The sequence below is a fragment of the Parafrankia sp. EAN1pec genome (assembly GCF_000018005.1).
Classification (GTDB): Bacteria; Actinomycetota; Actinomycetes; order Frankiales; family Frankiaceae; genus Parafrankia; species Parafrankia soli.
This window is the reverse complement of sequence record NC_009921.1, coordinates 8,312,109-8,335,066: the sequence shown is the minus strand read 5'-3', so window position 1 is coordinate 8,335,066 and position 22,958 is coordinate 8,312,109. Positions and strand designations below refer to the sequence as shown.

At 72.1% G+C, this 22,958-nt stretch carries 15 protein-coding genes and 1 pseudogene; 8 read left to right on the top strand and 8 right to left on the bottom strand.

Translation table 11 applies throughout. From position 1 onward, the window contains the following. The first annotated feature begins 1 nt into the window (after position 1). Complete coding sequence (locus tag FRANEAN1_RS34150; RefSeq protein ID WP_020464239.1) at positions 2-1,672, top strand: amidohydrolase family protein; 1,671 nt, start codon at positions 2-4, stop codon at positions 1,670-1,672. 129 nt (positions 1,673-1,801) lie between these two features. Here FRANEAN1_RS34150 and FRANEAN1_RS34145 read toward each other — a convergent pair whose 3' ends face one another. From FRANEAN1_RS34145 to FRANEAN1_RS34135, 3 genes are all read right to left on the bottom strand, one after another. Continuing rightward, positions 1,802-3,001, bottom strand: a complete 1,200-nt coding sequence (locus FRANEAN1_RS34145; RefSeq protein ID WP_020464238.1) for an amidohydrolase family protein — start codon at positions 2,999-3,001, stop codon at positions 1,802-1,804. 528 nt (positions 3,002-3,529) lie between these two features. Next, a complete protein-coding gene (locus FRANEAN1_RS34140; protein WP_020464237.1) occupies positions 3,530-5,845 on the bottom strand; it encodes a CoA transferase in 2,316 nt (771 codons plus the stop codon). Continuing rightward, a complete protein-coding gene (locus FRANEAN1_RS34135) occupies positions 5,842-6,825 on the bottom strand; it encodes an LLM class flavin-dependent oxidoreductase (protein ID WP_020464236.1) in 984 nt (327 codons plus the stop codon). The genes FRANEAN1_RS34140 and FRANEAN1_RS34135 overlap by 4 nt, the downstream gene beginning before the upstream one ends. Positions 6,826-7,000: 175 nt before the next feature. Here FRANEAN1_RS34135 and FRANEAN1_RS34130 point away from each other — a divergent pair, with 175 nt between their 5' ends. From FRANEAN1_RS34130 to FRANEAN1_RS34115, 4 genes are all read left to right on the top strand, one after another. After that, on the top strand, positions 7,001-7,444 hold the full coding sequence (locus tag FRANEAN1_RS34130; protein ID WP_112109065.1) for an OB-fold domain-containing protein: 444 nt from the start codon (positions 7,001-7,003) through the stop codon (positions 7,442-7,444). Beyond that, positions 7,441-8,631: a thiolase family protein gene (locus FRANEAN1_RS34125; protein ID WP_020464234.1), complete on the top strand. Its 1,191-nt coding sequence runs from the start codon at positions 7,441-7,443 to the stop codon at positions 8,629-8,631. Before FRANEAN1_RS34130 ends, FRANEAN1_RS34125 begins: the two co-directional genes overlap by 4 nt. A 15-nt stretch (positions 8,632-8,646) precedes the next feature. Continuing rightward, positions 8,647-9,480 carry an SDR family oxidoreductase gene (locus tag FRANEAN1_RS34120; RefSeq protein ID WP_020464233.1) on the top strand — a complete coding sequence of 278 codons (834 nt, stop codon included), beginning with the start codon at positions 8,647-8,649 and terminating at the stop codon, positions 9,478-9,480. Between the two features lie 176 nt (positions 9,481-9,656). Continuing rightward, positions 9,657-10,019 carry a hypothetical protein gene (locus tag FRANEAN1_RS34115; protein WP_020464232.1) on the top strand — a complete coding sequence of 121 codons (363 nt, stop codon included), beginning with the start codon at positions 9,657-9,659 and terminating at the stop codon, positions 10,017-10,019. A gap of 204 nt (positions 10,020-10,223) precedes the next feature. Here FRANEAN1_RS34115 and FRANEAN1_RS34110 read toward each other — a convergent pair whose 3' ends face one another. From FRANEAN1_RS34110 to FRANEAN1_RS34095, 4 genes are all read right to left on the bottom strand, one after another. Continuing rightward, positions 10,224-11,255, bottom strand: a complete 1,032-nt coding sequence (locus FRANEAN1_RS34110; RefSeq protein WP_020464231.1) for a MaoC family dehydratase — start codon at positions 11,253-11,255, stop codon at positions 10,224-10,226. Next, entirely contained in the window at positions 11,252-12,496 is a 1,245-nt protein-coding gene (locus tag FRANEAN1_RS34105; protein WP_020464230.1) for a CoA transferase, read from the bottom strand. The genes FRANEAN1_RS34110 and FRANEAN1_RS34105 overlap by 4 nt, the downstream gene beginning before the upstream one ends. A 296-nt stretch (positions 12,497-12,792) precedes the next feature. After that, entirely contained in the window at positions 12,793-14,343 is a 1,551-nt protein-coding gene (locus tag FRANEAN1_RS34100) for an LCP family protein (protein ID WP_020464229.1), read from the bottom strand. A gap of 451 nt (positions 14,344-14,794) precedes the next feature. Then, positions 14,795-16,366, bottom strand: a complete 1,572-nt coding sequence (locus FRANEAN1_RS34095) for an MFS transporter (protein ID WP_020464228.1) — start codon at positions 16,364-16,366, stop codon at positions 14,795-14,797. Between the two features lie 281 nt (positions 16,367-16,647). Here FRANEAN1_RS34095 and FRANEAN1_RS34090 point away from each other — a divergent pair, with 281 nt between their 5' ends. From FRANEAN1_RS34090 to FRANEAN1_RS34080, 3 genes and pseudogenes are all read left to right on the top strand, one after another. Further along, positions 16,648-18,066 (top strand): carboxylesterase family protein, encoded by a 1,419-nt coding sequence (locus tag FRANEAN1_RS34090; protein ID WP_020464227.1) that lies wholly within the window; start codon positions 16,648-16,650, stop codon positions 18,064-18,066. A 426-nt stretch (positions 18,067-18,492) separates the two neighbouring features. Beyond that, entirely contained in the window at positions 18,493-19,698 is a 1,206-nt protein-coding gene (locus FRANEAN1_RS34085; RefSeq protein ID WP_020464226.1) for an ABC transporter substrate-binding protein, read from the top strand. Positions 19,699-19,873: 175 nt separating this feature from the next. Continuing rightward, a pseudogene (locus FRANEAN1_RS34080) lies at positions 19,874-21,118 on the top strand (DHA2 family efflux MFS transporter permease subunit); the annotation flags it as partial. 222 nt (positions 21,119-21,340) lie between these two features. Here the strand turns inward: FRANEAN1_RS34080 and FRANEAN1_RS40045 are convergent. Continuing rightward, positions 21,341-22,852, bottom strand: a complete 1,512-nt coding sequence (locus tag FRANEAN1_RS40045; protein ID WP_020464224.1) for a CocE/NonD family hydrolase — start codon at positions 22,850-22,852, stop codon at positions 21,341-21,343. Positions 22,853-22,958 lie beyond the last annotated feature (106 nt).

The window sequence follows — 22,958 nt, the reverse complement described above, 5'->3', positions numbered from 1 at the left end:
GATGGATCTGCTGCTGCGCCACGCCTCGTTGATCGACGGGACGGGTGCCCCGGCCCGCGCCGCGGAGGTCGCCGTCAGCGGTGGCCGCGTGGTCGCCGTCGGTGCCCCCGGCGAGCTCACCCCGACGCCCGACTGTGAGGTCGTCGACCTCGAGGGGCTCACCCTCACCCCCGGCTTCATCGACGTGCACACCCACTACGACGCCCAGATTCTCTGGGACGGCGACCTCACGCCGTCGAGCTGGCACGGCGTGACCAGCGTGATCATGGGCAACTGCGGCTTCGGGGTGGCGCCGACCAGGCCCGAGCACCGCGACATCATCATGCGCCTCCTGGAGAACGTCGAGGGGATGTCTCTCAGCGCACTTGACGCCGGCATCTCCTGGTCCTTCGAGACCTTCCCGGAGTACCTCTCCGCCCTCGACCAGCGGCCCAAGCGTCTCAACGTCGGCGCCTTCATCGGCCACTCGCCGCTGCGCGCGTTCGTGGTCGGTGGTGAGGAGCGCCCGGCGACACCGGCCGAGCTCGAGCGGATGCGCGAGATCGTGCGCGAGGCCCTCGAGGCCGGCGCCATCGGGTTCTCCACCTCGCGCCAGCCCGCTCACCAGGGCGCCTACGGCCGTCCGGTGCCGAGCCGCTTCGCCGAGGTCGACGAGGTCTACTCGATGGTCTCGGTGCTCAGCGAGCTCGGGCGCGGCGTCGTCCAGGTCTCCATCGGCCCGGGCCTGTTCGTCGACCAGTTCTCCGAGCTGGCCACCCGCTTCGGCGTCCCGGTGACGTGGACGGCGCTGGTCGCCCGCGCGGACAAGCCAGGCTCGGCGATGCGCACCGTCGAGCGGGCCGGCGCACTGCCCGGCGAGGTCTACCCGCAGATCGCCTGCCGCCCCATCGTCATGCAGATCACGATGGACGACCCGGTGCCGCTCGCCGAGATCGACGAGTGGAAGGAAGCGCTGGCGCGGCCCCGCGAGGAGCGTGCCGACCTCTACCGCGACGCCTCCTGGCGGGAGCGGGCCCGCCCCGCGACGCTGAGCGCGTGGAGCCACCGCTGGTCCAAGATCGATGTCGAGGAGACCGGCGCCCATCACGACGTCGTGGGCATCCCGCTGGACCGGCTGGCGCAGCAGCGGGGTACCACCCCCTTCGACCTCATGCTCGACCTCGCGCTCTCGGACAGCGTCCCCACCCGCTTCCGCGTGGTGCTAGAGAACGACGGTGACGCCGAGATCGCCCAGCTGCTGGCGGACAAGCGCACCCTGCTCGGGCTCTCCGACGCCGGCGCCCACGCCAACCAGCTCTGCGACGCCTGCTACTCCACCCACCTGCTCGGCCACTGGGTGCGCGAGCGCGGCGCGATCTCGCTGGAGGACGCGGTCTGGCGCCTCACCGGTCATCCCCACCAGGCCTTCCGGGTGGACGGCCGCGGGCTGGTCAAGGAGGGCTTCCACGCCGACCTCGTCGCCTTCGACCCGGCCACGGTGGGCACGACCCCGGTCGAGCGGGTGTACGACCAGCCCGGCGGCGCCGACCGCCTGGTGGTGCGCAGCACCGGCATCGAGCACGTGTGGGTCAACGGCGTAGCCACCCGTTCGTACGGTAAGGACATCCCCGGCGCCACGCCCGGCCGCCTGCTGCGCGCCCGGGGCACCGGGGAGGACACCCCGCAGTCCTGACCACCGCACCAACCCCGCGCCCGGGTAGCCATTCCGCGGTGGCCACCCGGGCGCTTCCGCGTCCGTGGGCTCTCTGTCTCTGCCGCTCAGGGCCGAGCCGGGCCCGGCTCGGGGGCCGGGGTTGGTGTCCTACGCGGACTTGGCGGTCTCCTTGTCGGGGATCCGGAGCAGGTCGGCGGTGTTGCTGCGCAGCACCTTGCGCCGCGTGACCGGGTCGCAGTCGTCGAGGCGCTCGACGTAGTCCATGGGCTGGCGGAGCCCCTCGGGGTGCGGGTAGTCCGAACCGAAGAGGACCTGGTCCGGGCCGAGCACGCTGATGAGGTCGTGCACGTCGTCCTCGGGGAACGGGCAGACCCACAGGTGCTCGGCGAGCATCTCGCTGGGCTTCGCCGAGAGCGTGCCGCCGATCATCGGGCCGCGCCGGCCGAGCGCGGCGGCCTTGTCGACCGTCTTCAGCAGCGGTCGCACCCAGTTGCTGCCGTTCTCGATCGAGATGATCTTGATGTTGGGGTGTCGGCCGAAGAGGTTGTGCAGGGCGAGCGCGCTGAGCGTGTCGACGATCGGCCGCTCGGTGTTGCACAGCGCCCACTGCAGCGGCGACTGCAGGTGCGACGGGTTGCCCGCGTCCTCGGACCAGAGCTGGCCGTACGCCGCGTTGTAACCGCTGTTGGAGACGTGGAACACGACCCCGACCCCGGCCTCGGCCGCCATCGCCCAGAACCGGTCGAAGTCGGGGTGCGCGGGGGAGCGGCCGCCGATCGGCCCGGGGCGCAGGTGCACCAGGCGCGCGTCGGCGTCCAGCACCCGCTTCAGCTCGGCCACGGCGTGGTCGATGTCGAGCAGGGAGAGCATCGGAACGGCGAAGATCCGGTCCTGCTCGGCGTAGCCCCAGTCCTCCTCGAGCCACCGGTTGAACGCGCGCAGGCTGGCGTAGGTCAGCTCGACGTCGTCCGCCATGTCCTGCTCGACGGCCACGCCGAGGGTGGGCAGCATGATGGTCGCCTCGACACCCTGGTCGTCCATCAGGTCCAGCCGCGCGGGCCGTTCGATGAACGCGGGGTGGTCCTTCGCGTTCAGGACCTCGCGGTGGGTGAAGCCGTCCGCCACCTCGCCGACGAACAGCCCCTGCAGCGCGCCGGGGGCGGACGCGTAGTCCCCGGGCATCACGCTCATGAATGTGCGGCGGTCGCCCAGATAGACCCGGCCCAGGCCGTCGGCCCCGCGCTCGACCCGTACGGTGTGCTCCTTGAAACCGGCCTCGATATGCCGGGAGAAGCAGTCGTCGGGCTCGTAGTAGTGGCCATCGGCATCGATCAGCTGGTAGTCCACCGCGTGCCACCTCCGGGAAAACGATTCAGTGAATACTCGCTGCGCCGGTCGAAGTGCCGGGACTTGCGCGCGGTGCACTGGCGGGCCACGAGGTGCGGGTCATCTCCGGGCGCCGGGCGGGCCACGAGACGGATCGTCGCGGTCACCTGGCTGCCTCCTCCGCCTGTCGCGGTTCTGTCGCCTGTCGCGGTTCCGTGTCGCTCGGCGGCCTGCCGCACAGATCGCGGGCCGGTTCGCATGGCCTCAGCCATGGTAAGTGAGCATACACTTTTTCCCTGTCGGGCGCAGGGGAGTTTGCGGGTGGCAGGCTGAATGCCCGCCTTCCCGAAGGCGGGCGATCTCGTTCTCACCGGTAACGCCCGGAACGCCGCCCAGGCAGTTCTCCGGGATCTACGGCGGTGCCGCCCCGAAAGGCGGGTGATGAATGCGGACGCAGGCCAGGACGGCCGGCGTCCGAGGGGATTCCGCAGTGCTTCCGGGATCCGTGAGGGTCAGGTCTGTCCGCCAGCAGGTCTGTCCGCGAGGGGGTCAGGTCTGGCGGACGGCTTTGGCGGCCAGGAGGGCGTCGATCTCTGCCGGGGGGAAGCCGAGGTCGGTGAGCACGGCGACGCTGTGCTCACCGACGCCCGGCAGCATCGGCGTGACCGGGTCCGCGTCGACGCCGGTCGGGCCGTACCGCGGCAGGGCCCCGATCTGCTCGAACCAGCCCCAGTCGGCGACCTCGTACGAGGCGACCCGGCCGAGCTGGCGGTTGACCGGGTCGTCCAGCACCGCGCGGCGGAAGCCGTCCCGGTCGAGCGGTTCGATGAGGTCGGCGAGCAGGCCGGCCGCGCGCAGACGGGCCACCCACTCGGCCGCCGGCGCGGCGGCGAACACGGCCTCCAGGACGGACTCGGCCCGGCGGGCGCTCGCGTCGTCCGAGCCCCCACGCAGCGGCGCGTAGGACTCCGGCAGGCCGGTGGCCGCGTCGCCGGTGACGGGCGTCGCGGCGGGTGCCGTCAGCTCGCGCAGGCGGGCCCACGCGGCGCGGTCGGGCAGGACGAGCGCGAACCAGCGGTCGTCGCCGCCGGCGTAGATGCGGTAGCCCGGGCCGTATCCGGTCTGGGTCGAGTCGAGCGAGGGGGTCGGGACGCGCTCGCCGTCGCGCTGGAACACCCCGCTCTGCAGGAGCATCCCCGCGCCCAGCAGGCTCGTCGCCACCCGCTGCCCGCACCCGGTCGACTCCCGGGCGTACAGGCCGGCCAGTATGCCGGTCGCGGCCACCCAGCCGCCGCTGACGTCCAGCGGAATCCAGGTGGGGGCGACCGGATCGTTGCCGGTGCCGCCGACGGCCTGTTCCAGGCCGGTCAGCGCCTGCATCAGGGCGTCGTTGCCGGGGTACTTCGCCCGCGGCCCCGTCGGGCCGAAGGCGCTGGCGTGGCAGTACACGGCGCGCGGGTTGAGCCGGGCGACGGTCTCCGCGTCGATCCGGAGCCGTTCGGCCACTCCGACCCGGAAGTTGTGCACGACGACGTCGGCCCACCGGATCAGCCGTTCCACGACAGGCCGGGCTTCGGGGGCGCCCAGGTCCATCGCCAGGCTGCGCTTGCCGCGCTGGCAGGCAGCCACCGCGTAGGCGGCGGCCCGCATGGCCTCGCCCTCGGGCGGCTCGACCTTGACGACCTCCGCGCCCAGGTCGGCGAGGATCTGGGCGCCCAGCGGACCGGCCACGAACGCCGAGAAGTCCAGGACGCGAACCCCCCGCAGGAGACGGCCGGACGTCCCGGCGGCGCTCGCGGGCGCGGGGCGGACGGGTCGGACGGGGCGGACGGAGATCGGCGAGCCGACGACGACGTCCCGCCGGCCGGACTCCGAGCGGGTCACCGCCAGGCCGACCTCGGCCAGGTGCGGGTCGGCCAGCGCGTCGCCGGGGCGCAGCACCGGCTCGCAGGCGATGCCCGCCTCGCGCAGCCGGTTCAGCCAGTCCTCGCGCGGCCGCAGCGCGAACGGCGAGCGCCAGCGGCGGGCACGCTCGTTGAGCGCCCCGGTCATCTGGTCGGCGTAGTAGCCCTCGTCGCTGGGGGTGTCGCCGAGAACGTCGATGAGACGGGAGTACATCCCCTTCCCACCGAACCAGACCTGCAGCAGCTCGCCGTCGGCGCAGCGGTACAGGAAGTTCGGGAAGGTCGATCCCTTCTCCCAGTAGGACTCGATCTCCGTCGCGGCGCGCTCGGAGCGCCCGATCATGCACCCGAGGGTGGAGAGCAGCCCGTCGTAGAGCGACGTCTCGGCCCAGCCGCCGGTGCCCGTCCCGACCCGGCGGCGCAGCAGTGCGAGCGCGGACGCCGTGAGCAGGAAGGCCGTGCCGCTGCCGGACGCCTGCGCGTCGACGAAGATCGGGCCCGGCCGGTGCCCGGCGAGCTGGGTGCAGAACCCGGCCCGCGCCTCCACCAGCAGCCCGAAGTCCTCCCCGAGGCCCTTGGACGTCCGGCTGGGCCGGCAGCGGGCGTACACCAGGCCCGGGTTGGCCGCCTGGAGGTCGAGGTGGCCCAGGCCGCGCCGCTCGACGAGCGCCTCGGGTCCGTAGACGAACGCGACGTCCGCGCCCCGGAGCAGCGCGCGCACCTCGGCCGCGTCGTCGGTGACGACGAGCTGCTTGTCGCGGTGCCAGACCTCGCCCCAGGCCACGTGCTCGTCGATCGCCGGCGCCGACGTCCCGACCGCCCGGACGACCCGCGCGCCCAGGTCGGCGAAGATCATGCCGGGCACGCCGCCCGCCAGGCCCAGGCCGAGGTCGCTGGTGCCGACCGCGACCTCGACGACCGACAGGCCCTCGCAGGGACGTCCGGCGGGGGCGGTGCTCACGGTGCGACCTCGTCCGCCGGCAGCCCGTCCGCCGGCAGCGTGAGGCGGGGCAGTACCTCCCTGGCCGCGAGAGTGATCACCTCGAGGGTGTCCTCGTGCGCCGCCGGGGAGATGATGAAGTGGCGCACCCCCGCGTCCACGTACTGCTGGAAGCGGGCGGTGACCTCCTCGGGTGTGCCGGCCGGGGCGACCCGCTCGAGCATGCCGCCGGGCTTGTTCCCGTAGGCGCCGCCGAGGAACGACGCGACGTCGTCGCGGGCGCGGTCGCCGTCGGGGCGGATCGAGCAGTAGACGTACATCATCCACTCGAAGCCGGACTTCTCCAGGTCGCGGCCGGCCGTGGCGGCGTGCTCGCGGACGGTGCCGACCGTGCGGGCGTAGGCGTCCGGTGACATCAGGTAGGGCATCCAGCCGTCGCCGACGCGGGCGGCGCGGCGCATGGCGGGCCCCTTGCGGCCGGAGATCAGCAGCGGCGGGCCGCCGGGGCGCCCGCCCGGCCGGTCCGCGCCGCGCAGCTCGACCGGGACGAGCTTCGCCTCGTCGAGGTGGAAGAACTTCCCGTGGTGGGTCACCGGCTCGCCGGACCACAGCGCCCGGAGGATGTCCAGGGTCTCGTCGGTGCGCGCCCCGCGCTCGGCGACGGGCACGCCGACGGCGTCGAACTCCTGGGGGAACTCGCCGCCGACGCCAACCCCGACCGAGATCCGGCCGCCGCTGTGGACGTCCAGGTCGGCGAGCTGCTTGGCGATGATCACCGGGGGGTAGAGCGGGGCGAGCAGGATCGAGGTGCCGACGCGGACGCGCTCCGTCCACGCGGTCATCAGCGCCAGCCGGGTGATCACCTCTCCGGTGCCCGTCCGGGGGAGGATGTGGCCGCCCTGCCAGACGGACTCGATCGGGAGGCGCTCTGCGGCGGCGAGCCACGCCCGGTCCGGCTCGGGGAGGGCCGCTGCTCCGAAGACGATGCGATTGCCTGGCAACCAGGGCTCCTTAACGGACGACCGGCCGGACGGCGCGACGAGGCCGTCCGGGTCGGGGAGCAGACTCGGCGGCTGTCCGCGCGCGTGTCCGGGCTTGCGTGGCAGAATAGCGGAGTGAGCGTACACTCCTCTTCGCCGTGAAGGGAAGCTGAGTAGGGAAGCAAGGGGGAGAGGCTTGACCGCGATCGTGGGTATACCCCCGGCCGTGACCGAGGAGACCGAGCCGTTCTGGACGGCGGCTCGCGAAGGCCGGTTGCTCGTCGAACACTGCCCGGCCTGCGGGTCCGACTCCTTCCCGCCGTACGGGGCCTGCCGGGTGTGCCGGAGCCGTCCGGTCGAGTTCGTGGAGATCACCGAGCGCGGCCGGGTGTACAGCTTCACGGTCAACCACCAGCGCTGGATGCCCGGTCTCGAGGTGCCCTACGCGATCGTCCTCGTCGAGTTCCCGGGCCATCCGGGCGTGCGGGTGGCCGGCCGGCTGCGCGGCTGCCCCCCGGAGGCCGTGGAGATCGGGATGGCGGTCGAGGTCGGCTTCGAGCCGGGGCCCGGCGACTTCGCCGTCCCGAGCTTCGTCGCCGTCGACCGCGCCTCCGAGAGCGGTGCCGGGGCGACCGCGTGACGGGCACCGAGCACTTCGAGAAGCGGGTCGTGCTCTCCGGCGTCGGCCAGTCGGCCGTCGGGCGGCGCATCGACCGCTCCGGGTTCCAGCTGACCCTCGACGCCGTTTACGCCGCGATCGAGGACGCCGGCCTGCAGGTCGACGACATCGACGGCCTGGCCATGTTCCCCGGCGGCGGCAAGGCCAACCTGCCCGGCTACGCCAACGGCAACCTGTACGAGATCCAGGACGCCCTGCGCCTCACCACCACCTGGCGGCAGGGCCAGGTCGAGGGCATGAGCCTGCCCTTCTACGGCCCGGCGCAGGCGATCGCGACCGGCCAGGCCCGCCACGTCGTCATCTGGCGGACGGTGAAGGAGGGCAGCGCCGCGCGCAACGCCGGCGGCCGCCCCGCCTACGGGTCGATCCACCCGGCGGCCGAGGGGCCGCTGGCCTGGCTGCTGCCGATCGGCGCGCTCTCCCCGGTGTGCCAGGTGGCCCCCTACGCCACCCGGTACATGCACGAGTACGGCGTCACCCGCGAGCAGCTCGCCTGGATCCCGGTGACCCAGCGCGCGCACGCCGCCCTCAACCCGGACGCCGTCTACCGCGACCCGCTGACCGTCGACGACTACCTGGCGTCACGCATGATCTCCACGCCGATCTGCCTGTACGACTGCGACGTTCCCGTCGACGGGGCCACCGCGATCGTCGTCTCGGCGGCGGAGACGGCCCCCGACCTGCGGGCACCGGTCGCCATCGAGGCGATGGCCGGGGTCGTGGACGGACGTCCCTCGTGGGAGCAGTGGGAGGACATGGGCCGGGTCGGCCACGCCACCGCGGCGGCCCTGTGGAACCGGACCGGTCTGCGGCCCGCCGACGTCGACGTCGCCCAGCTCTACGACGGCTTCACCATCGAGGCCGTCTGGTGGCTCGAGGCGATGGGATTCTGCGGCGCCGGCGAGGCGGGCGCCTTCGTCGAGGGCGGCAAGCGGATCGCGCTCGGCGGCGACCTGCCGCTCAACACCTGGGGCGGGCAGCTCTCCGGCGGGCGTCTGCACGCCTCCTTCGGCCACACCGCCGAGGCGATCCGTCAGCTCCGCGGCGAGGCCGGGGCCCGGCAGGTGGTCGGCGCGGAGGTCGCCGCGGTGACCAACGTCGGCGGATACGAGGCGGGCGCGGCCCTTCTGACGCGCTGGCATGGCTGAGAGAGGAGACGTCGGATGGCACGAAGTTCTGGACGGGTCGAGGGAAAGGTCGCCATCGTCACCGGAGCCGGCTCCACGCCGGGCGACGGGATAGGCACCGGCAAGGCCAGCGCAGTGGTGCTCGCCCGGGAGGGCGCGAGCGTCCTGCTCGTCGACCTGTACCCCGAACGCGCCGAGCTGACCTTAAAGATGATTGAGGAGGAGGGCGGCAAGGCGAAGGTGTTCGCCGCCGACGTCACCCAGGCGGCCCAGTGCGAGGCGATGGTCGCGGCGGCCGTCGAGAACTTCGGCACGGTCGACATCCTCGTCAACAACATCGGGCTGGCCTCGCTGGGCACCGTCGTGGACCTCTCGGAGGAGGCCTGGGACCGCGCCCTCGACGTCAACCTGCGCACGGTCTTCCTGGCGTCGAAGTACGCCGTGCCGGTGATGGCCGCGCAGGGCTCCGGCTCGATCGTCAACATCTCGTCGATCTCCGCGCTGCGCGGCGACGGCACGATCGCCTACTCGGCGGCCAAGGGCGCGATGCTTGCCATGACCGTCGACATGGCCTACTCGCACGGCCGGCAGGGCATCCGGGTCAACGCGATCGCCCCCGGGCACATCACCACCCCGATGGTGAACTCCGTGTCGGGGCAGGACCCGCGGGCCGACTTCCGCACGAAGCTGCGCAACGAGGCCGGCCTGCTCGGCACCCCGGGCACCGGCTGGGACGTCGGCTGGGCCGCGGCCTTCCTCGCCTCCGACGAGGCACGCTGGATCACCGGCATCACCATGCCGGTGGACTCCGGAGTCCTCAGCATCACGCCGCTGTCGATGGCGCAGTACCTGCGCGCCATCCCGGATTGACATCCTCTCCGCCCTGAAAACCGGAGCACTGGCCCGCGGCTTGGTAGCAGTCGCTTCGCGACGGGGGCTGACCGCCCCCGGTTCGCCCGCCGGGACGGAACGACGCTGTTCCGTCCCGGCGGGCCGGCTTGCGGTTACCGCAGGATCACTGCGGCGCGAGGACCTTGTTCACCCGGATGGACCCCAAGCAGGAGCTCGCCCTCGTCTGGGCCGAGCGGGACGGCGTGCTCCTTGAGATCGCCGCGGGCACTCCGGTGACGGAGGACGAACTGCGCCGCGTCGCGGAAGGGCTGGAAGTGGGAGCCCGGCCGACGCTCGACCCGAACACCGAGCGGGCCGTCCGCGAGACCGTCATGCGGGCGTTCGCCACGGACGGGCCCGCGGACCGCGCACTCGCGGCGATCGAGGGCGGATCAGCCCTCGCCGAAGGCAGGCTGCGCTACCCCGCGCGCTTTCCCGGGCTGGCGAGCACCCTGCGGGTACCGTGCACGACGTGGCGCTGCCGGACCCGGAGCACGCCGTCGCGACGTTCACGCTGAGCTTCACCGCCCCGACCGTCTCGCTGCGGGTTGCCGGGCGGCGGGACGGACCCCGCTTGTACTCCACGGCCGCCTGGTCGTCCACACGGCGGACGGCTGGAGGCTCACCCGTGGCACCTACTGCGCGATCGCTCTGAATGTCTGCTCGGTCGAGACAGCCGCCGCTGCGCCCGGCGGGCCCTCATGACCGCACCGACGCGTCGATCAGGGCAGGACCGCGACGAAGCGCCAGTCGAGGACGTCCCGGTCGGGTTCCTGGCCGGGCTCGCCGTCGCCGGGTCCGCCGTCGGCGCGTACCCGCGAACGCAGGCTGACGAGGCCTCCACCCGTGGCGAGCGGTGTGAGGTCCTCCACCGTGATGTCGCTGCGCAGGGTGTCGCCCTCGTACACCGGGCCGACATGGTCGCACCCGTGCCAGCCCGCGACGGTGACCAGCCGTGGCAGCGCCCGCGTGACCTGCGCGAACGCGAGGCCGATGGTGTGGCCGCCGTAGACCAGCCGCCGCCCGCCGCCGGCCCGGGTGTCGTGGTGCACCTGGGCGATGTTCAGGGTGAGCCGGGCCAGCTCGGGCGCGCTGGACACGACGTCGCCGCCGCCGACCCGCCAGCTCTGCCCGACCTTGAGATCGGCGAAGCCCGCGCCCTCGGTCGCGGCCGCGAAGCGCTCGAGGTCCCAGCCCTCGACGACGGCCCCGAGCTCCGCCGTCCCGGCCGTCTCGACGGTCCCGATGGCCTCGATGTCGTCCCGGTGCCCGGTGGCCCGGTCGGGGTCGCGCAGCGGGAGCATCGCGCACCGCCAGAAGTCCAGGACGGGCCGGTCCCGCTGGTCGACGGTGGTGATGCGCAGCACCGCCAGCCCGGTCGGCCGGCGCCCGGCCCGGACGTTGTTCTGCCGCAGCGCGACGACCTCGGTGGACGTCCGCAGCGTGTCCCCGATCTCGGGCGCCCGGCGGAAGACCAGCCCGCGGTAGAACAGGTTGGCCTTCACGTGATGGGTGACCACCGTGGACTGCCCGATGGCGACGTCCCAGACGACGTTCGGCGGGGCGAGCGCCGCGGCGCCGGTCACCTCGGCGCACAGCGCGGTGTCGAGGGCCAGGGCGAGCCGGCCGCCGACGATCGAGCGGTGGACGTCCGCGAGGCCGGCGGTCAGCGTGACCCCCGGCGCGGAGCGGAACCGCTGCCCGACGGCCAGCTCGTCGAAGTACGGCCCCTCGGCGACCGATCCGATCGTCATCCTGTCCGTCCCGTCGTCTCACTCGCGATCACGCCGGTGTCGATCAGCCGGCCGATCTCGGCATCCGTCAGGCCGAGTATCTCGCCCAGGACGGGCGCGGTGTCCTGGCCGAGGCGCGGTGCCTCACCGGGCGCGCCGTACTCGCCGTCCCAGCGCATCGGCGAGCGCGCCGTGATCGCCGTGACGGTTCCCGAGGACGGCCCGTGAGCCGGCAACTGGACCTCCGCGAGCAGCGGAATCGGGTCCGCGGCGTGCGCTGCGACGACGTCGGACATGCCCCGGTACCGGCCCCACAGCACGCGGGCGGCGTCGAGCTCGTTGCTGACCTGCTGGTAGTCGCGGGCGGCGAACCAAGGACGCAGCACCGCGGCGATGGTCTCGCGCAGCCGGTACCGGTCGGCCTCGTGGGCCAGGTCGGCGTCCAGTGCCGTCTCGAGGGCGGCGAACACCTCGCCGGTCTTGGTCACCGAGCACAGCGCCGCCCACTGGCCCTCGGTGAGCGCCACCACCATCACCCGGTTGCCGTCGCTGCAGGTGAAATCGACGCCGAAACTGCCGTAGACGTGGTTGCCGTGCCTGGGCCGCTCGGTCCCGCGGGCCGCGGCCTCCGACAGCCAGCCGAGATTCGCCACACCGCTGAGCGCGACGTCTGCCAGCGCCAGCTCGACGAACGCGCCGGCCCCGGTGCGGTCGCGGTCGCGCAACGCGGCGAGAACCGCCGTCGACACGGTCAGCCCGGTGATGAAATCCCAGGCCGGCAGCACGTGGTTGACCGGAGCGCCGCCCTCCTCCCGCCCGGTGATACCCGGCAGGCCGACCTCGGCGTTGACCGTGTAGTCGACGGCGGGCCGCCCGTCCGGATATCCCTGGACGCGAATGTGGATCAGGTCCGGCCGGCGGGCGGTCAGGGCGTCGTAGGACATCCAGCGCCGCCCGACGACGTTGTCGACGAGGACACCGCGATCCGGCCCCGGCGCGGTGATCAAAGCTGTGACCAGCTCCTTGCCTGCGCCGGAACGCAGGTCGACCGCGACGGACCGCTTCCCCTTGTTGAGGGACGTCCAGTAGTAGCTCTCGCCGGTGGGTGCCACCGGCCAGCGCTGGTAGTCGCTGCCGCCGCCGATCGGGTCGACCCGGATCACGTCGGCCCCGAGCTGCGCGAGCGTCATCCCGCCGGTGGGCCCGGCGACGAAGCTCGCACACTCCACGACCTGCAGTCCCGCAAGCGGCCGCCGAGTCATGACGCCGCCCGTATAAGGGCCGGGGTGAGCCGTCCGAACACCAGGGTGCACCGCCCGAGTTCCGGGGCGAGACAGCGCCCGCCACCGAAGCGTGCCCATGCCCTGCCCGGGCCAGACTCCGCGTCCATGCAGCCACCGCCATACATAGTCGTTAATCAATATTCAGCTCAGAGCATAAGCACCCTTGGATGTCCTGGTCAGCGGAACGCACCTCACCACTCGTCCGGCGATGTTGGTGGCGCCGGCCAGACGTCTCCCGGACCGACGGGGTCTGGTCTCCTCGGATCGGGTGGTTTTCACAGAGTGCAGGGCGGTGGCGGCGGGCCCTGCGGTGCGACGGCCGCCGGGGCTGCGGGCGTCGTGCCGGCGGCGGGTGTGGCATCCGCCATCGCCGGGGCGACGACGCCGGTGTACCCGCTGCCGAGGATGAGGTGGATCCCGGTGATGGTCGAGTCTGCGCGGGCGATCGAGCCGGGTACCGCCGCCTGCACCGTCCACGCGGCCTGCTGCTGACCAGAGCCGTAGAGCACCTGTGACGCCGCGCGGGGGTCGGCGTTGCCGGCGCTGGTCGCCTGGAACCCCTCCCGCACCAGCGCCGTGGTCACCTTCGCCGCCAGGCCGGACGTGCCGGAGCCGTTGTAGACGGCGACAGCGATCTGCGCGGGCGGGACGGTCACCGGACCGGGCGTGGCCGAGGCGGTCAGGTCCTCAGGCGTGACGCCGTCGACCTGGCCGCCCAGCGGAACGACGATCTTCGCGAGGTCGACCGGGTCGTAGAGCTGCACCGCGCCGAAGCCGGGCAGCGTTCCGTCGTTCGGGTTTCCGCCGTCGGCGAGGCCGGGCGCGCGGGTCAGCAGTGTCTCGACGTGCATCGTGCCGGCCGCCATGCCCTTCATCGACAGTCCGAGGGCCATGAGCTCGTCGAGTGTGGTGTTACCGAGGGTGACCGCGTCGGTCGCGGCCCGGAGCAGCGCCGACGACTTGAGTGGGTTTGTCAGGACGTCGCCGCTGGTGGCCTTGCGGAGCACGGCGCCGAGGAACTGCTGCTGGCGGTTGATCCGGGCGATGTCGCCCTGCATGAAGCCGTGCCGCTGCCGGACGAACGCGAGTGCCTGCTCGCCGTTGACGTGCAGGGTACCCGGGCCGCCGGACCAGCCGCTCATCGTGTCGTTGGTGTTGGTGCTCACCCGCCACCGCTTGTTGTCGTCCTGGAAGCGGTCCTTGAAGTCCGAGGGCAGCACGCAGACGTCGACGCCGCCGATCGCGTCGGTGATCTGTTTGAAGCCCGCGAGGTCGACCGACACGTAGTGGTCGACCCGCATCCCGGTCAGGCTCTCGATCATCTTCACCAGCAGCGACGGGCCGCCGTCGGTGATCGCCGAGTTGAACTTGCCCCGGTGCTTCTTGTGGACCTTTCCGGCCGTGTCGGTGTACTCGGGAATGACGACGAGGGTGTCGCGCGGGAACGAAACCATGGTGGTGGCCCCGTCCTCGGCCACATGGATCAGCATCGTGGTGTCAGAGCGCTGGCCGGCGACGAGCGAGGAGCCGCCGTACTCGTCGCCGGTGCCCGCGCGGCTGTCCGTGCCGACGAGTAGATAGTTCGCGACGTCGTGCTCCGCGGGCGGACGATCGCCGCCCAGATCAAGGTCAATATGCGTGACGTTGCCGTTGGCATAGGCGTACAGCGACCAGCCACCCACACTGAACAGCAGCACGGTGACGGAGAGCCCGGCCGCAAGTGCGGCACCAAACCGCCCACCGAGAACGCGCCCGCGCCGGGATCGGCCGGATCTGCCGTCACCTCGCAGGCTTAGCTGGGAGGGAAGCGGTGCATCTCCTGGCACGGCCACCCCTCAAACATCTGCCCGATGTACCCGATTGATGATGATAAGCGAGGCGGGTCAGGCCGAGGCAGGGCGGTGACCGGGTCACCCCAGATGTCCTGGCGATTGTCTGGCGCAGGATGGTTGTCAAGAGTCACCGGTACCGATTTCGCGGACGGCCAGTGGGCGATCCGAGTGGGAACGGTTTTGGCGCAGCAGCGGTACCAGAACCGAGGAAATCGAGCAGGTGAGGCCGAGAAACGCCTGGTGGATGTCGACCCGGCGTTCCCACTGGGTGTGGAGCTGGCGAGACTGGTGCAGCCAGGGAAAGGTTCGGCCTTCTGGTCAACGTTGGCGGCCCAGGCCGGAGCCCGTGGAGCTTCCCACGGCGGGTTAGCGGCCACACGTCTCCGGGCAGTGGGGCCCCGTCCGCGCGGGGCTCCGCCGGGTATGGGCCGGGGCAGTCAGTCGCTCAGGCCCTTGCCTCGACCGCGTCCGTCGCTGCGGCGCCCTCCGCCACGGAACCGGCGGCGGCCCCAGCGGCCCCGGTCGACCGGTCGTGCGGGCTGCGCTGGTCGGGAACGACGGAGGCGGGTGCGGCCGACTTGCGGGCCGGGATGGCGAGGGCTACCAGGAAGGCCACCAGTGCGGCGCCGGCGCCGATCAGGAAGCCGACGCGCAGGCCGGTCAGTGACGGGACCTGCGTCGTCCCGAAGGAGATGGTCATGTTCGCCAGCACGACGCCGATCACGGCACTGGCCGTCGACGTCCCGATGGAGCGCATCAGGGTGTTGAGGCCGTTGGCGGCGGCGCCTTCGGAAGCGGGCACCGAGGCCATGATCAGGGTTGGCATCGCCGCGTAGGCGAGCCCCACGCCGCCGCTGATCGAACAGGCGATGACCAGGACGCCCACGGGGCTGCCCATCAGCCCGAGCGCGGCGACGTATCCGACGGTCATCACAGCTGTGCCGGAGAGGAGGGCGACCTTCGGCCCGCGGGCGGTGATCAGGCGTCCAGCGAAGGGCGAGACGACCATCATCATCAGCCCCGCCGGCGCCATCCACAGGCCGGTGGCGAGCAGTGACTGGCCGAGGCCGTGCCCGGTGGCCCTGGGTAGCTGCATGATCTGCGGGCAGATCAGCGACATCGCGTACATCGCGAAGCCCAGCACGGTGGAGGACAGGTTCGTCAGGAGCACCGGGCGCCGGGTCGAGGTGCGCAGGTCGACCAGCGGGGCCTTCGCGCGGGTCTCCCACCGGCCCCAGGCCAGCAGGACGGCGACCGCGGCTCCGAACAGCCCCAGGGTGGTGGCGCTGGACCAGCCCCAGGTGCTTCCCTTCGACACGGCGAGCAGCAGCGCGACGAGGCCCGCGGAGAGGGCCACTGCTCCGGGCAGGTCGAAGCTGCCGGAACCCCGGACGGGGGACTCGGGGACCACGACCGTGACCAGCGCCACGAGGATCAGGGTGGCGATGGCCGAACCCCAGAACAGCACATGCCAGTCGAGGTTCTGCGCGACGATCGCCGCGATCGGCAGTCCCAGCGCGCCGCCGATGCCGAGCGACGAGCTCATCAGGGCCATGGCCGGGATCAGCCGCTTCGGCGGGAGAAGGTCACGCATGATGCTGATGCCCAGCGGGATGATCGCCAGGCCGAGGCCCTGCAGGGCCCGGCCTGCCACGATCGGCACCAGGGAGTCGGTCAGGGCACAGACCAGCGAGCCCGCCACGAGGATGTAGCCGGAGAGCAGGAGCATCCGCCGCTTGCCGAACAGGTCGCCGAGCCGGCCGAAGACCGGGTTCGCGACGGCCCCGGTGAGCAGGGTCGCCGTGATGGCCCAGGACGCGTCGCTCGCGTTGGAGTGCAGGAGCTTCGGCAGTACCGGGATCAGCGGCACCATCAGCGTCTGCATGAGCGAGACCAGGACGCCGACCGCGGCCAGGACGGCGACGATGGCGCTGGCTCGTGACGGAGCGTCCGTCCCGGCTCCGGAGCCCGGGCCGGAGTCCGGGCTCGCTCCGTTCGAGACTTCGCTGGCGTCCATGTGCACCCCAAGATTAGCTGTACAGTACAACTATGTGTATCACGCACATCGACGTGATGTCCGTGTACGGCCGGTGGGTTCTTGGTCACACCTCGGGCAGAGAGGTCGTCATCCCCGCCGTCGGCTGAGCTTTTCGTGCTGTTTGCCCATATTTGGTGCTGGCCGATTGCGTTGACACCAGGGCAATAAGCGCAAAGGTGCAGGTCACGCGCGAGACTTCCGATGTCCCGGGTGGAACAGCCGTCTCCCGGGCGCACCTGCTACGTCCTGGGGGGCTTCACATGAACCTTGTAAGGCGCCTGGCGGCCGGTCACGTCCGGGGCGACTATCTCGATGGCATCGCGGTATTCAGCGGGATCCCCTACGCCGCCCCGCTGGACGGCCCCGCCCGCTTCGCCGCCCCCCGCTTACCCGAGCGGTGGACGGGCACCCTGGACGCCACCAGGTTCAGCCCCAGCCCGCCGCAGACCTCGTGGATGGGAGGGTCGGAGTCGCTGTGGCATCCCGGCGACGGCACCGACTGCCTGAGCGTGAACGTGTGGACGCCCGATCCCACCGGCCGTGGTCTTCCGGTGCTGGTGTGGTTCTACGGCGGCGCGTTCCTGATCGGCTCCGCCAGCCAGCCGGAGTACGACGGCGCGACGCTCGCCCGCGGGGGAGCGGTCGTGGTGACCGTGAACTACCGGGTCGGCTTCGAGGGGTTCGGCTGGCTGCCCGACGCGCCGCTCAACCGCGGCCTGCTCGACCAGCTGGCCGCGCTGCACTGGGTGCGGGACAACATCGCGCAGTTCGGCGGCGACCCTGGCAATGTGACGATCATGGGCCAGTCTGCGGGCGGTACCTCGGTGGCCGTGCTGGTGGCGGCGGACGAGGGGCGGGGGCTGTTCAACCGCGCGATCGCCCAGAGCGTCGCCGGTGGCTTCCTCACCCCGGAGCGCGCCCGGGCGACCTCCGAGCGCATCGCCGCGGCCCTCGGGGTGCGCGCCACCGCCAGCGACCTGGCAGCCGTGCGCCCCGAGGCCATCCACGCAGTTCAGCATGAGGAAGGCCAGATCACGCCGTACGGGCCGATCCTGGGTGGGGAGCTCGTCCCCGGTCTGCCGTGGCGGCGGCTGCGCGGCGAGGTCGATCTCGTGGCCGGCTCCACCCGTGACGAGTACCGGCTGTTCGCCATCGCGGCGGGCGTGGCGGACGCCGATCTGGCGGCGACCGCGGTGACGGTCGGCCTGCCGCCCTCGGCGGCCGGTGCCTACCGGGCGGCCCACCCGGATCTGTCCGATGCCGACCTGAACGCGATGATCCTCTCCGACGGCGCCTTCCGGATGCCCTCGCTGTGGTGCGTCGGCAACCATCCCGGCCGCGCCTACTGCTACGAGTTCGCCTGGCAGAGCCCCGCCTTCGCGGGCGCGCTCGGCGCCTGCCACGGCATCGACACCCCACTCACGTTCGGCAACTTCGTCGGGACGATGTCGTCGATGCTGCTCGGCAATCCCGTCCCGGCCGGGGTTGTCGACCTGTCGGAGCAGATGCGCTCGGCCTGGATCTCGTTCGCCGCGACCGGCGACCCCGGATGGCCGGTCTACCGGGCGGGCAAGGCGATCACCCGCATCTGGGACGTGCCGTCCCGCCTCGCGGCCGATCCGCAGGCGGTGTCCCGCCAGATCTGGGAGCAGGCCGCGACGGCGGGCTCCGGCCGCTGACAGATCCCCTGAACCGCGGTCGTCGGCCCGAGTCACGTCACGAGACCCGAGGCAGGCCGGACGGACCGCGGTGTCAGGTGGCCGGTAGTCGTCCCGTTACCAGGCGCAAGATCGACGCCTTGTGATCGTGATTGTTTCCGACCGTTTCGGGCGGATTGGGGATGATTCGACACGGCCGGAATCATCTTGTGCGCACATCGCGCCGACGCCGGCCCAGGGCTGCGAACTGTGCTTTGCGTGACGATGTCTGCGCAGGTCAGGGTCCATATTTGGCGTCCTGGGGGTAGCGGATACGATCCTCAAACTTCGCTAATGAAATGCTTATGCGCGAGGGTTGGGTGCCGTGGGCGGCCCAGTGAAGGAAGGCCTGCCGCGGCACACGACATCGCCGCGTGCGTTCGTCCACGCGCTCATAGGGGGCCCTGTATGCGTAAGACTGGAGTGGTCGGACCGTTATCCCTGGTAGCCGCGATCGTCGTGGGTGCCCTGACAGGGTGCTCGGCATCGGGAGCAGGAGCCGGGGCGAACGGCCCCTGCGACAGTCCCGGAGTCACGGCCGACCAGGTCAAGTTCGGCTTCGTCTTCTCCGACACGGGCACGGGCAGCGAGGCGCTCTCGTCGGCCCGTCTGGGAGTTGACGCCAGGATCGGGCTGGCCAACGAGACGGGAGGGGTCAACGGCCGCCGCGTCACCTACGACTGGCGGGACGACGCGGCCTCCTCGTCCACGAACGTGCGGGTGACCCAGGATCTCAGCAGTTCCACCTTCGGCCTGGTGGGAGTGACCTCCGCTGTCGGTGACTCCCTCGACAACCTCGAGAAGGAGGGAGTTCCATACGTCGGTCTCGTCCAGCCCTCCTACGCCAAGTACCCGAATGTCTTCGCGCACCTGTACGAGGCGGCGCCGGAGACGATCGGCCGCTACTTCCAGGCCAACGGCGGGACGAAGGTCGCCATGGTGAGCACCGGGGCGTCAGCGTTCACGCAGGAGGTCGCCGGGCGGTACCGCAGCGCGTTCGAGGCCGTCGGCCTGCAGGTGGCCGCGCTGATTCCCTTCGCGGCCAGCGTCGACAGCCCGGCGCGGGTGGCCCAGCAGATCGCCGGCAGCGGCGCGGACGTGCTCATGGGCTTCACCACCGTGGACGACCTGGCCGCCATCGTGCGGGCCACCCGCCAGGCGAACCTGCGCCTCGCCGCGAGCGTCTCGACCAGCGGGTACGACCGCGGCGTGCTGACCTCGCTGGGGTCGTCGCTCAGCGGGGTCTCCTTCCCGGTCTATTTCCGCCCCTTCGAGGCGGGCGGGCCGGCCATCGACCGCTACCGCGACGCGATGACCCGTTTCGCGCCGCAGGCCGTCCAGCCCGAAGAGAAGTTCGCTGTGTACGGATACATCTATGCGGACATGTTCCTGCGCGGACTTGAGCTGGCCGGCGACTGCCCGACCCGCGAGGGCTTCATCAGCGCGCTGCGGAAAGTGACCGACTACGACGCCGGCGGGCTCATCGAGCCGACCGACCTGCGCACCAACGCGACCACCCCGCTCCAGTGCGCCGCGTTCGTCCAGGTCAATCCGGCCGGTGACGCGTTCCAGGTGGTGCGCGAGCGACTCTGCGCCAACGGCCAGGGGAACTGAGCCCTCAGGCGGCGGGTGGTGGTGAGCGGCCCCACCCGCCGCCTCGGTTGACGACTCTCCCGTACGCCCTCATAGTGAGGTTGCCTCACTATGAGGGTCGGACGATGCCGGCCCGTGAACGTCCGACGCCGGAGCCCTGTCCCACCTCGGCCGCGGCGGGACGGAAGGAGTCGGCATGGACGTCCCCCTCAACCGCCGCCCGAGCCAACGCGCCGTCGTCGCCACGCTGTTCGTCGCGACGATGTTCATCACGATCATGGACACCACGATCGTCAACGTGGCGCTCCCCTCCATCGCGGCCGACCTGGGCGTGAGCTCCGGGTCGATCGACGAGGTCGTGATCGCCTACCTGGTCAGCCTGGCCGTCTCCATCCCGGCGTCGGGCTGGCTCGCGGACAGGTTCGGCAGCCGGCCGGTGTTTCTCGCCGCGCTGGGCGTGTTCACGGCGGCCTCCGCCCTGTGCGGGCTCGCCGGCAGCCTCACCGCGCTGGTGGTCTTCCGGGTGCTGCAGGGCGTCGGCGGTGGCCTGCTCACCCCGGTTGGCATGGCGATGCTCTACCGGGTCTACCCACCGGCGGAGCGGGCCCGGGCGGCCCGGATTCTCATCGTGCCCACCGTCGTCGCGCCGGCCGTCGGCCCGATCCTCGGCGGGGTGCTGACCGACCAGGCGTCCTGGCACTGGGTGTTCCTGGTCAACGTGCCGATCGGGATCGCCGCGTTCGGCTTCGGCCTGGCGTTCCTGGCCGGCTCCCGGGTGCCGGGTGCCGGCCGCTTCGACGCGCTGGGCTTCGTGCTCTCGGCGAGTGGCTTCGCCCTCGTCCTCTACGCGCTGTCCGTCGGGCCGAACCACGGCTGGCTGTCGGCCGGGACCCTCACGGCCGCCGGGGTCGGGCTCCTGGCGACCGGGGCCACCGTGTGGTGGGAGCTGCGCCGCACCCAGCCGCTGCTGGCCCTGCGGCTACTCGGCAACGACCTGTTCCGCACCGTCAGCCTGACCCTGTCGATCGCGTTCATGGCGTTCATGGGCGTGCTGTTCCTCGTCCCGCTGTTCATGCAGACGGTGCGGGGCGTCAGCGCGACGACGTCCGGGCTCGTCGTCTTCCCTGAGGCCCTGGGTGTGCTGACCGCCACCCAGATCGCCGGGCGCCTCTACCCGAGGATCGGGCCGCGCCGGCTGATGGCCGGCGGCCTGGTCTTCGCGGCCGCCTCGATGCTCGCCCTCGGCTTTCTCGACTCGGCCGGATCCCTCTGGCCGCTGCGCGCGCTGCTGTTCGGGGTCGGCTTCGGTATCGGCTTCGTGATGATGCCGGCCCAGACCGCGGCCTTCGCCACCATCTCCACGCAGCAGACGGCCCAGGCCTCCGCGCTGTTCAACGCGCAGCGCCAGCTCGCCTCCGCGATCGGGGTCGCGCTGGTCTCCACCGCGCTCAGCCTGGCGCGACCCGCCGCCACGGGGCCCGCCGCCACGGGGCCCGGCGGCGGGTCGGTCGTCGGCGACACCGGCTCCTTCCGGTGGGCGTTCGCCGTCGCCGCGGCACTGGCCGCCCTCGGGCTCCTCGCCGCGCTGCGCGTTCGGGACGCCGACGCCGCCCCCACCATGCGCCCACCCGCGGCGGTGCCGGCCACCGCCGCGGAGACCGTCCTACTCGGGCACGGTAGGGATGACCAGGGTGGAGGTTCCAGGGCCGGTGCTGACGGTCACGTCGACCGGGCTCGCGTTGGGAGTGAGGACGTCGGCGGCGCCGCCGGAGACCCGGACACCGATGCGGTGGCCGGCGGCGAAGCGGTGGTGGACCGGCCGGATGCCGATCTCGAAGGCGGTGGGCTCCCCGGCGGTCACCGGCGTCGGTGACGTGTGCGACTCGCGGTGGCTGGCCCGCAGGAAACCATCGTTCACCACCGTGGACGCGCCGTCCGGGGCTACGTCGAGCAGCTCCACGTAGAAGTTGGCGCCCGCCTCGGTGAGGACGCCGTCCTTGCCGAGGAGCAGTGTCCCGGTGCGGCCGCGGGCGGCCGGGTCGTAGTTCGAGACCTCACGCCAGCCGGCGCCGGTGCCTTCGGGGCCCTCGTAACTCACGAACGTCGGGTGGTCCGGCACGGGGGTGTCCGGCAGATCCATCACCCAGCGGTCGAACCAGGCGAGCAGCAGGCCCGGCGCGAGCCCTTTCGGATTACACAGGCCAGGGCAGTCCGGAAACGCGATGGGTGACAGGTGCGGCCAGGGGCCGTAGACCGCCCACGTCCGGTCGAGGGCGCCCTCGATGTTGGCGAGCGTGCCGGCGCGGAAGTAGCCGTCCTGGTACCCGCCGAGAGCGAGAACGGGAACCTTGATCGCGTCGACCCGGTCGGGCAGCGCGCGTTCCTGCCAGTAGGAATCGAAGGTCGGATGCTGGCGGTTGGTGGCGAACTCGGCGTCGGCGTTGATGCGGTCCTGGCTGGGCAACTGCCCGGTGGGCGGCCAGTTGTCGATCTTCCCGCGCTCGGTCGCCTTGATGCCGCCCGGGTAGATGACGTCGTCATAGAGGTTGGCCGGGGACTGCAGGGGCGCGGCGGCCAGCAGGTGCGGCGCCTGCTCGACGGCGGCGCCGTAGGTGGTCTGACCGCCGTAGCTCTCCCCGAACATGCCGATGCGCCCGTTCGAGAACGGCTGGGTCGCCAGCCATTCGACGAGGTCACGGGCGTCCCGGCCGTCCTGCGCCGACATGGCGTTCTGCCAGGTGCCCCCGGACGGCCCGGTGCCCCGGACGTTGCACACCAGACCGTTGTAGCCACGGGTGGCGAAGTAGGCGGCCTCGCTCTCGAACGTCGAGCGGATCACCGCGTACGGGGTGAACTCGATCACCAGGCCGGGGAAGCGCCCGGGGGCGGCGGTGCCGTCCTTCGCCGGCCGCACGAGCGAGCAGCCGAGGAGGGTGCCGTCCGGCACCGGCACCGGCACCGGCACCGGCACCGGCACCGTGGTGCGGACCGACTCGAAGGTCGGCTGCCGGGTGTACGCCCACCAGGCCTGCGTCGCGGCCGAGAGCGGGCCGGTCGCGGTCGGCGGGGCCGTCTGCGGGCGGAGGCCGCCGGCGGAGGCCTCGGTCTCCCCGGTGGGCCTGCCGTCACCGGTGGTGGACGCCGAGCAGGCGGTCAGCGCCGCCACCGCGCCCACGGTGACCAGCGCGGTGAACCTGGCGGCCGTCAGCCCGCCCCCGGAGGTGCCCCGAGGGGCACCTCCGACCGGATAAAACGCCGGCTAACTGGCCGCCGGCGGCGTT

Bases quoted from the DNA above. Each gene is read 5' to 3' on its own strand.
- FRANEAN1_RS34150 (WP_020464239.1), top strand. From the start codon at position 2: ATGGATCTGCTGCTGCGCCACGCCTCGTTGATCGACGGGACGGGTGCC.
- FRANEAN1_RS34120 (WP_020464233.1), top strand. From the start codon at position 8,647: ATGGCACGAAGTTCTGGACGGGTCGAGGGAAAGGTCGCCATCGTCACC.
- FRANEAN1_RS34115 (WP_020464232.1), top strand. From the start codon at position 9,657: ATGGACCCCAAGCAGGAGCTCGCCCTCGTCTGGGCCGAGCGGGACGGC.
- FRANEAN1_RS34110 (WP_020464231.1), bottom strand. From the start codon at position 11,255: ATGACGATCGGATCGGTCGCCGAGGGGCCGTACTTCGACGAGCTGGCC.
- FRANEAN1_RS34105 (WP_020464230.1), bottom strand. From the start codon at position 12,496: ATGACTCGGCGGCCGCTTGCGGGACTGCAGGTCGTGGAGTGTGCGAGC.
- FRANEAN1_RS34095 (WP_020464228.1), bottom strand. From the start codon at position 16,366: ATGGACGCCAGCGAAGTCTCGAACGGAGCGAGCCCGGACTCCGGCCCG.
- FRANEAN1_RS34090 (WP_020464227.1), top strand. From the start codon at position 16,648: ATGAACCTTGTAAGGCGCCTGGCGGCCGGTCACGTCCGGGGCGACTAT.
- FRANEAN1_RS34085 (WP_020464226.1), top strand. From the start codon at position 18,493: ATGCGTAAGACTGGAGTGGTCGGACCGTTATCCCTGGTAGCCGCGATC.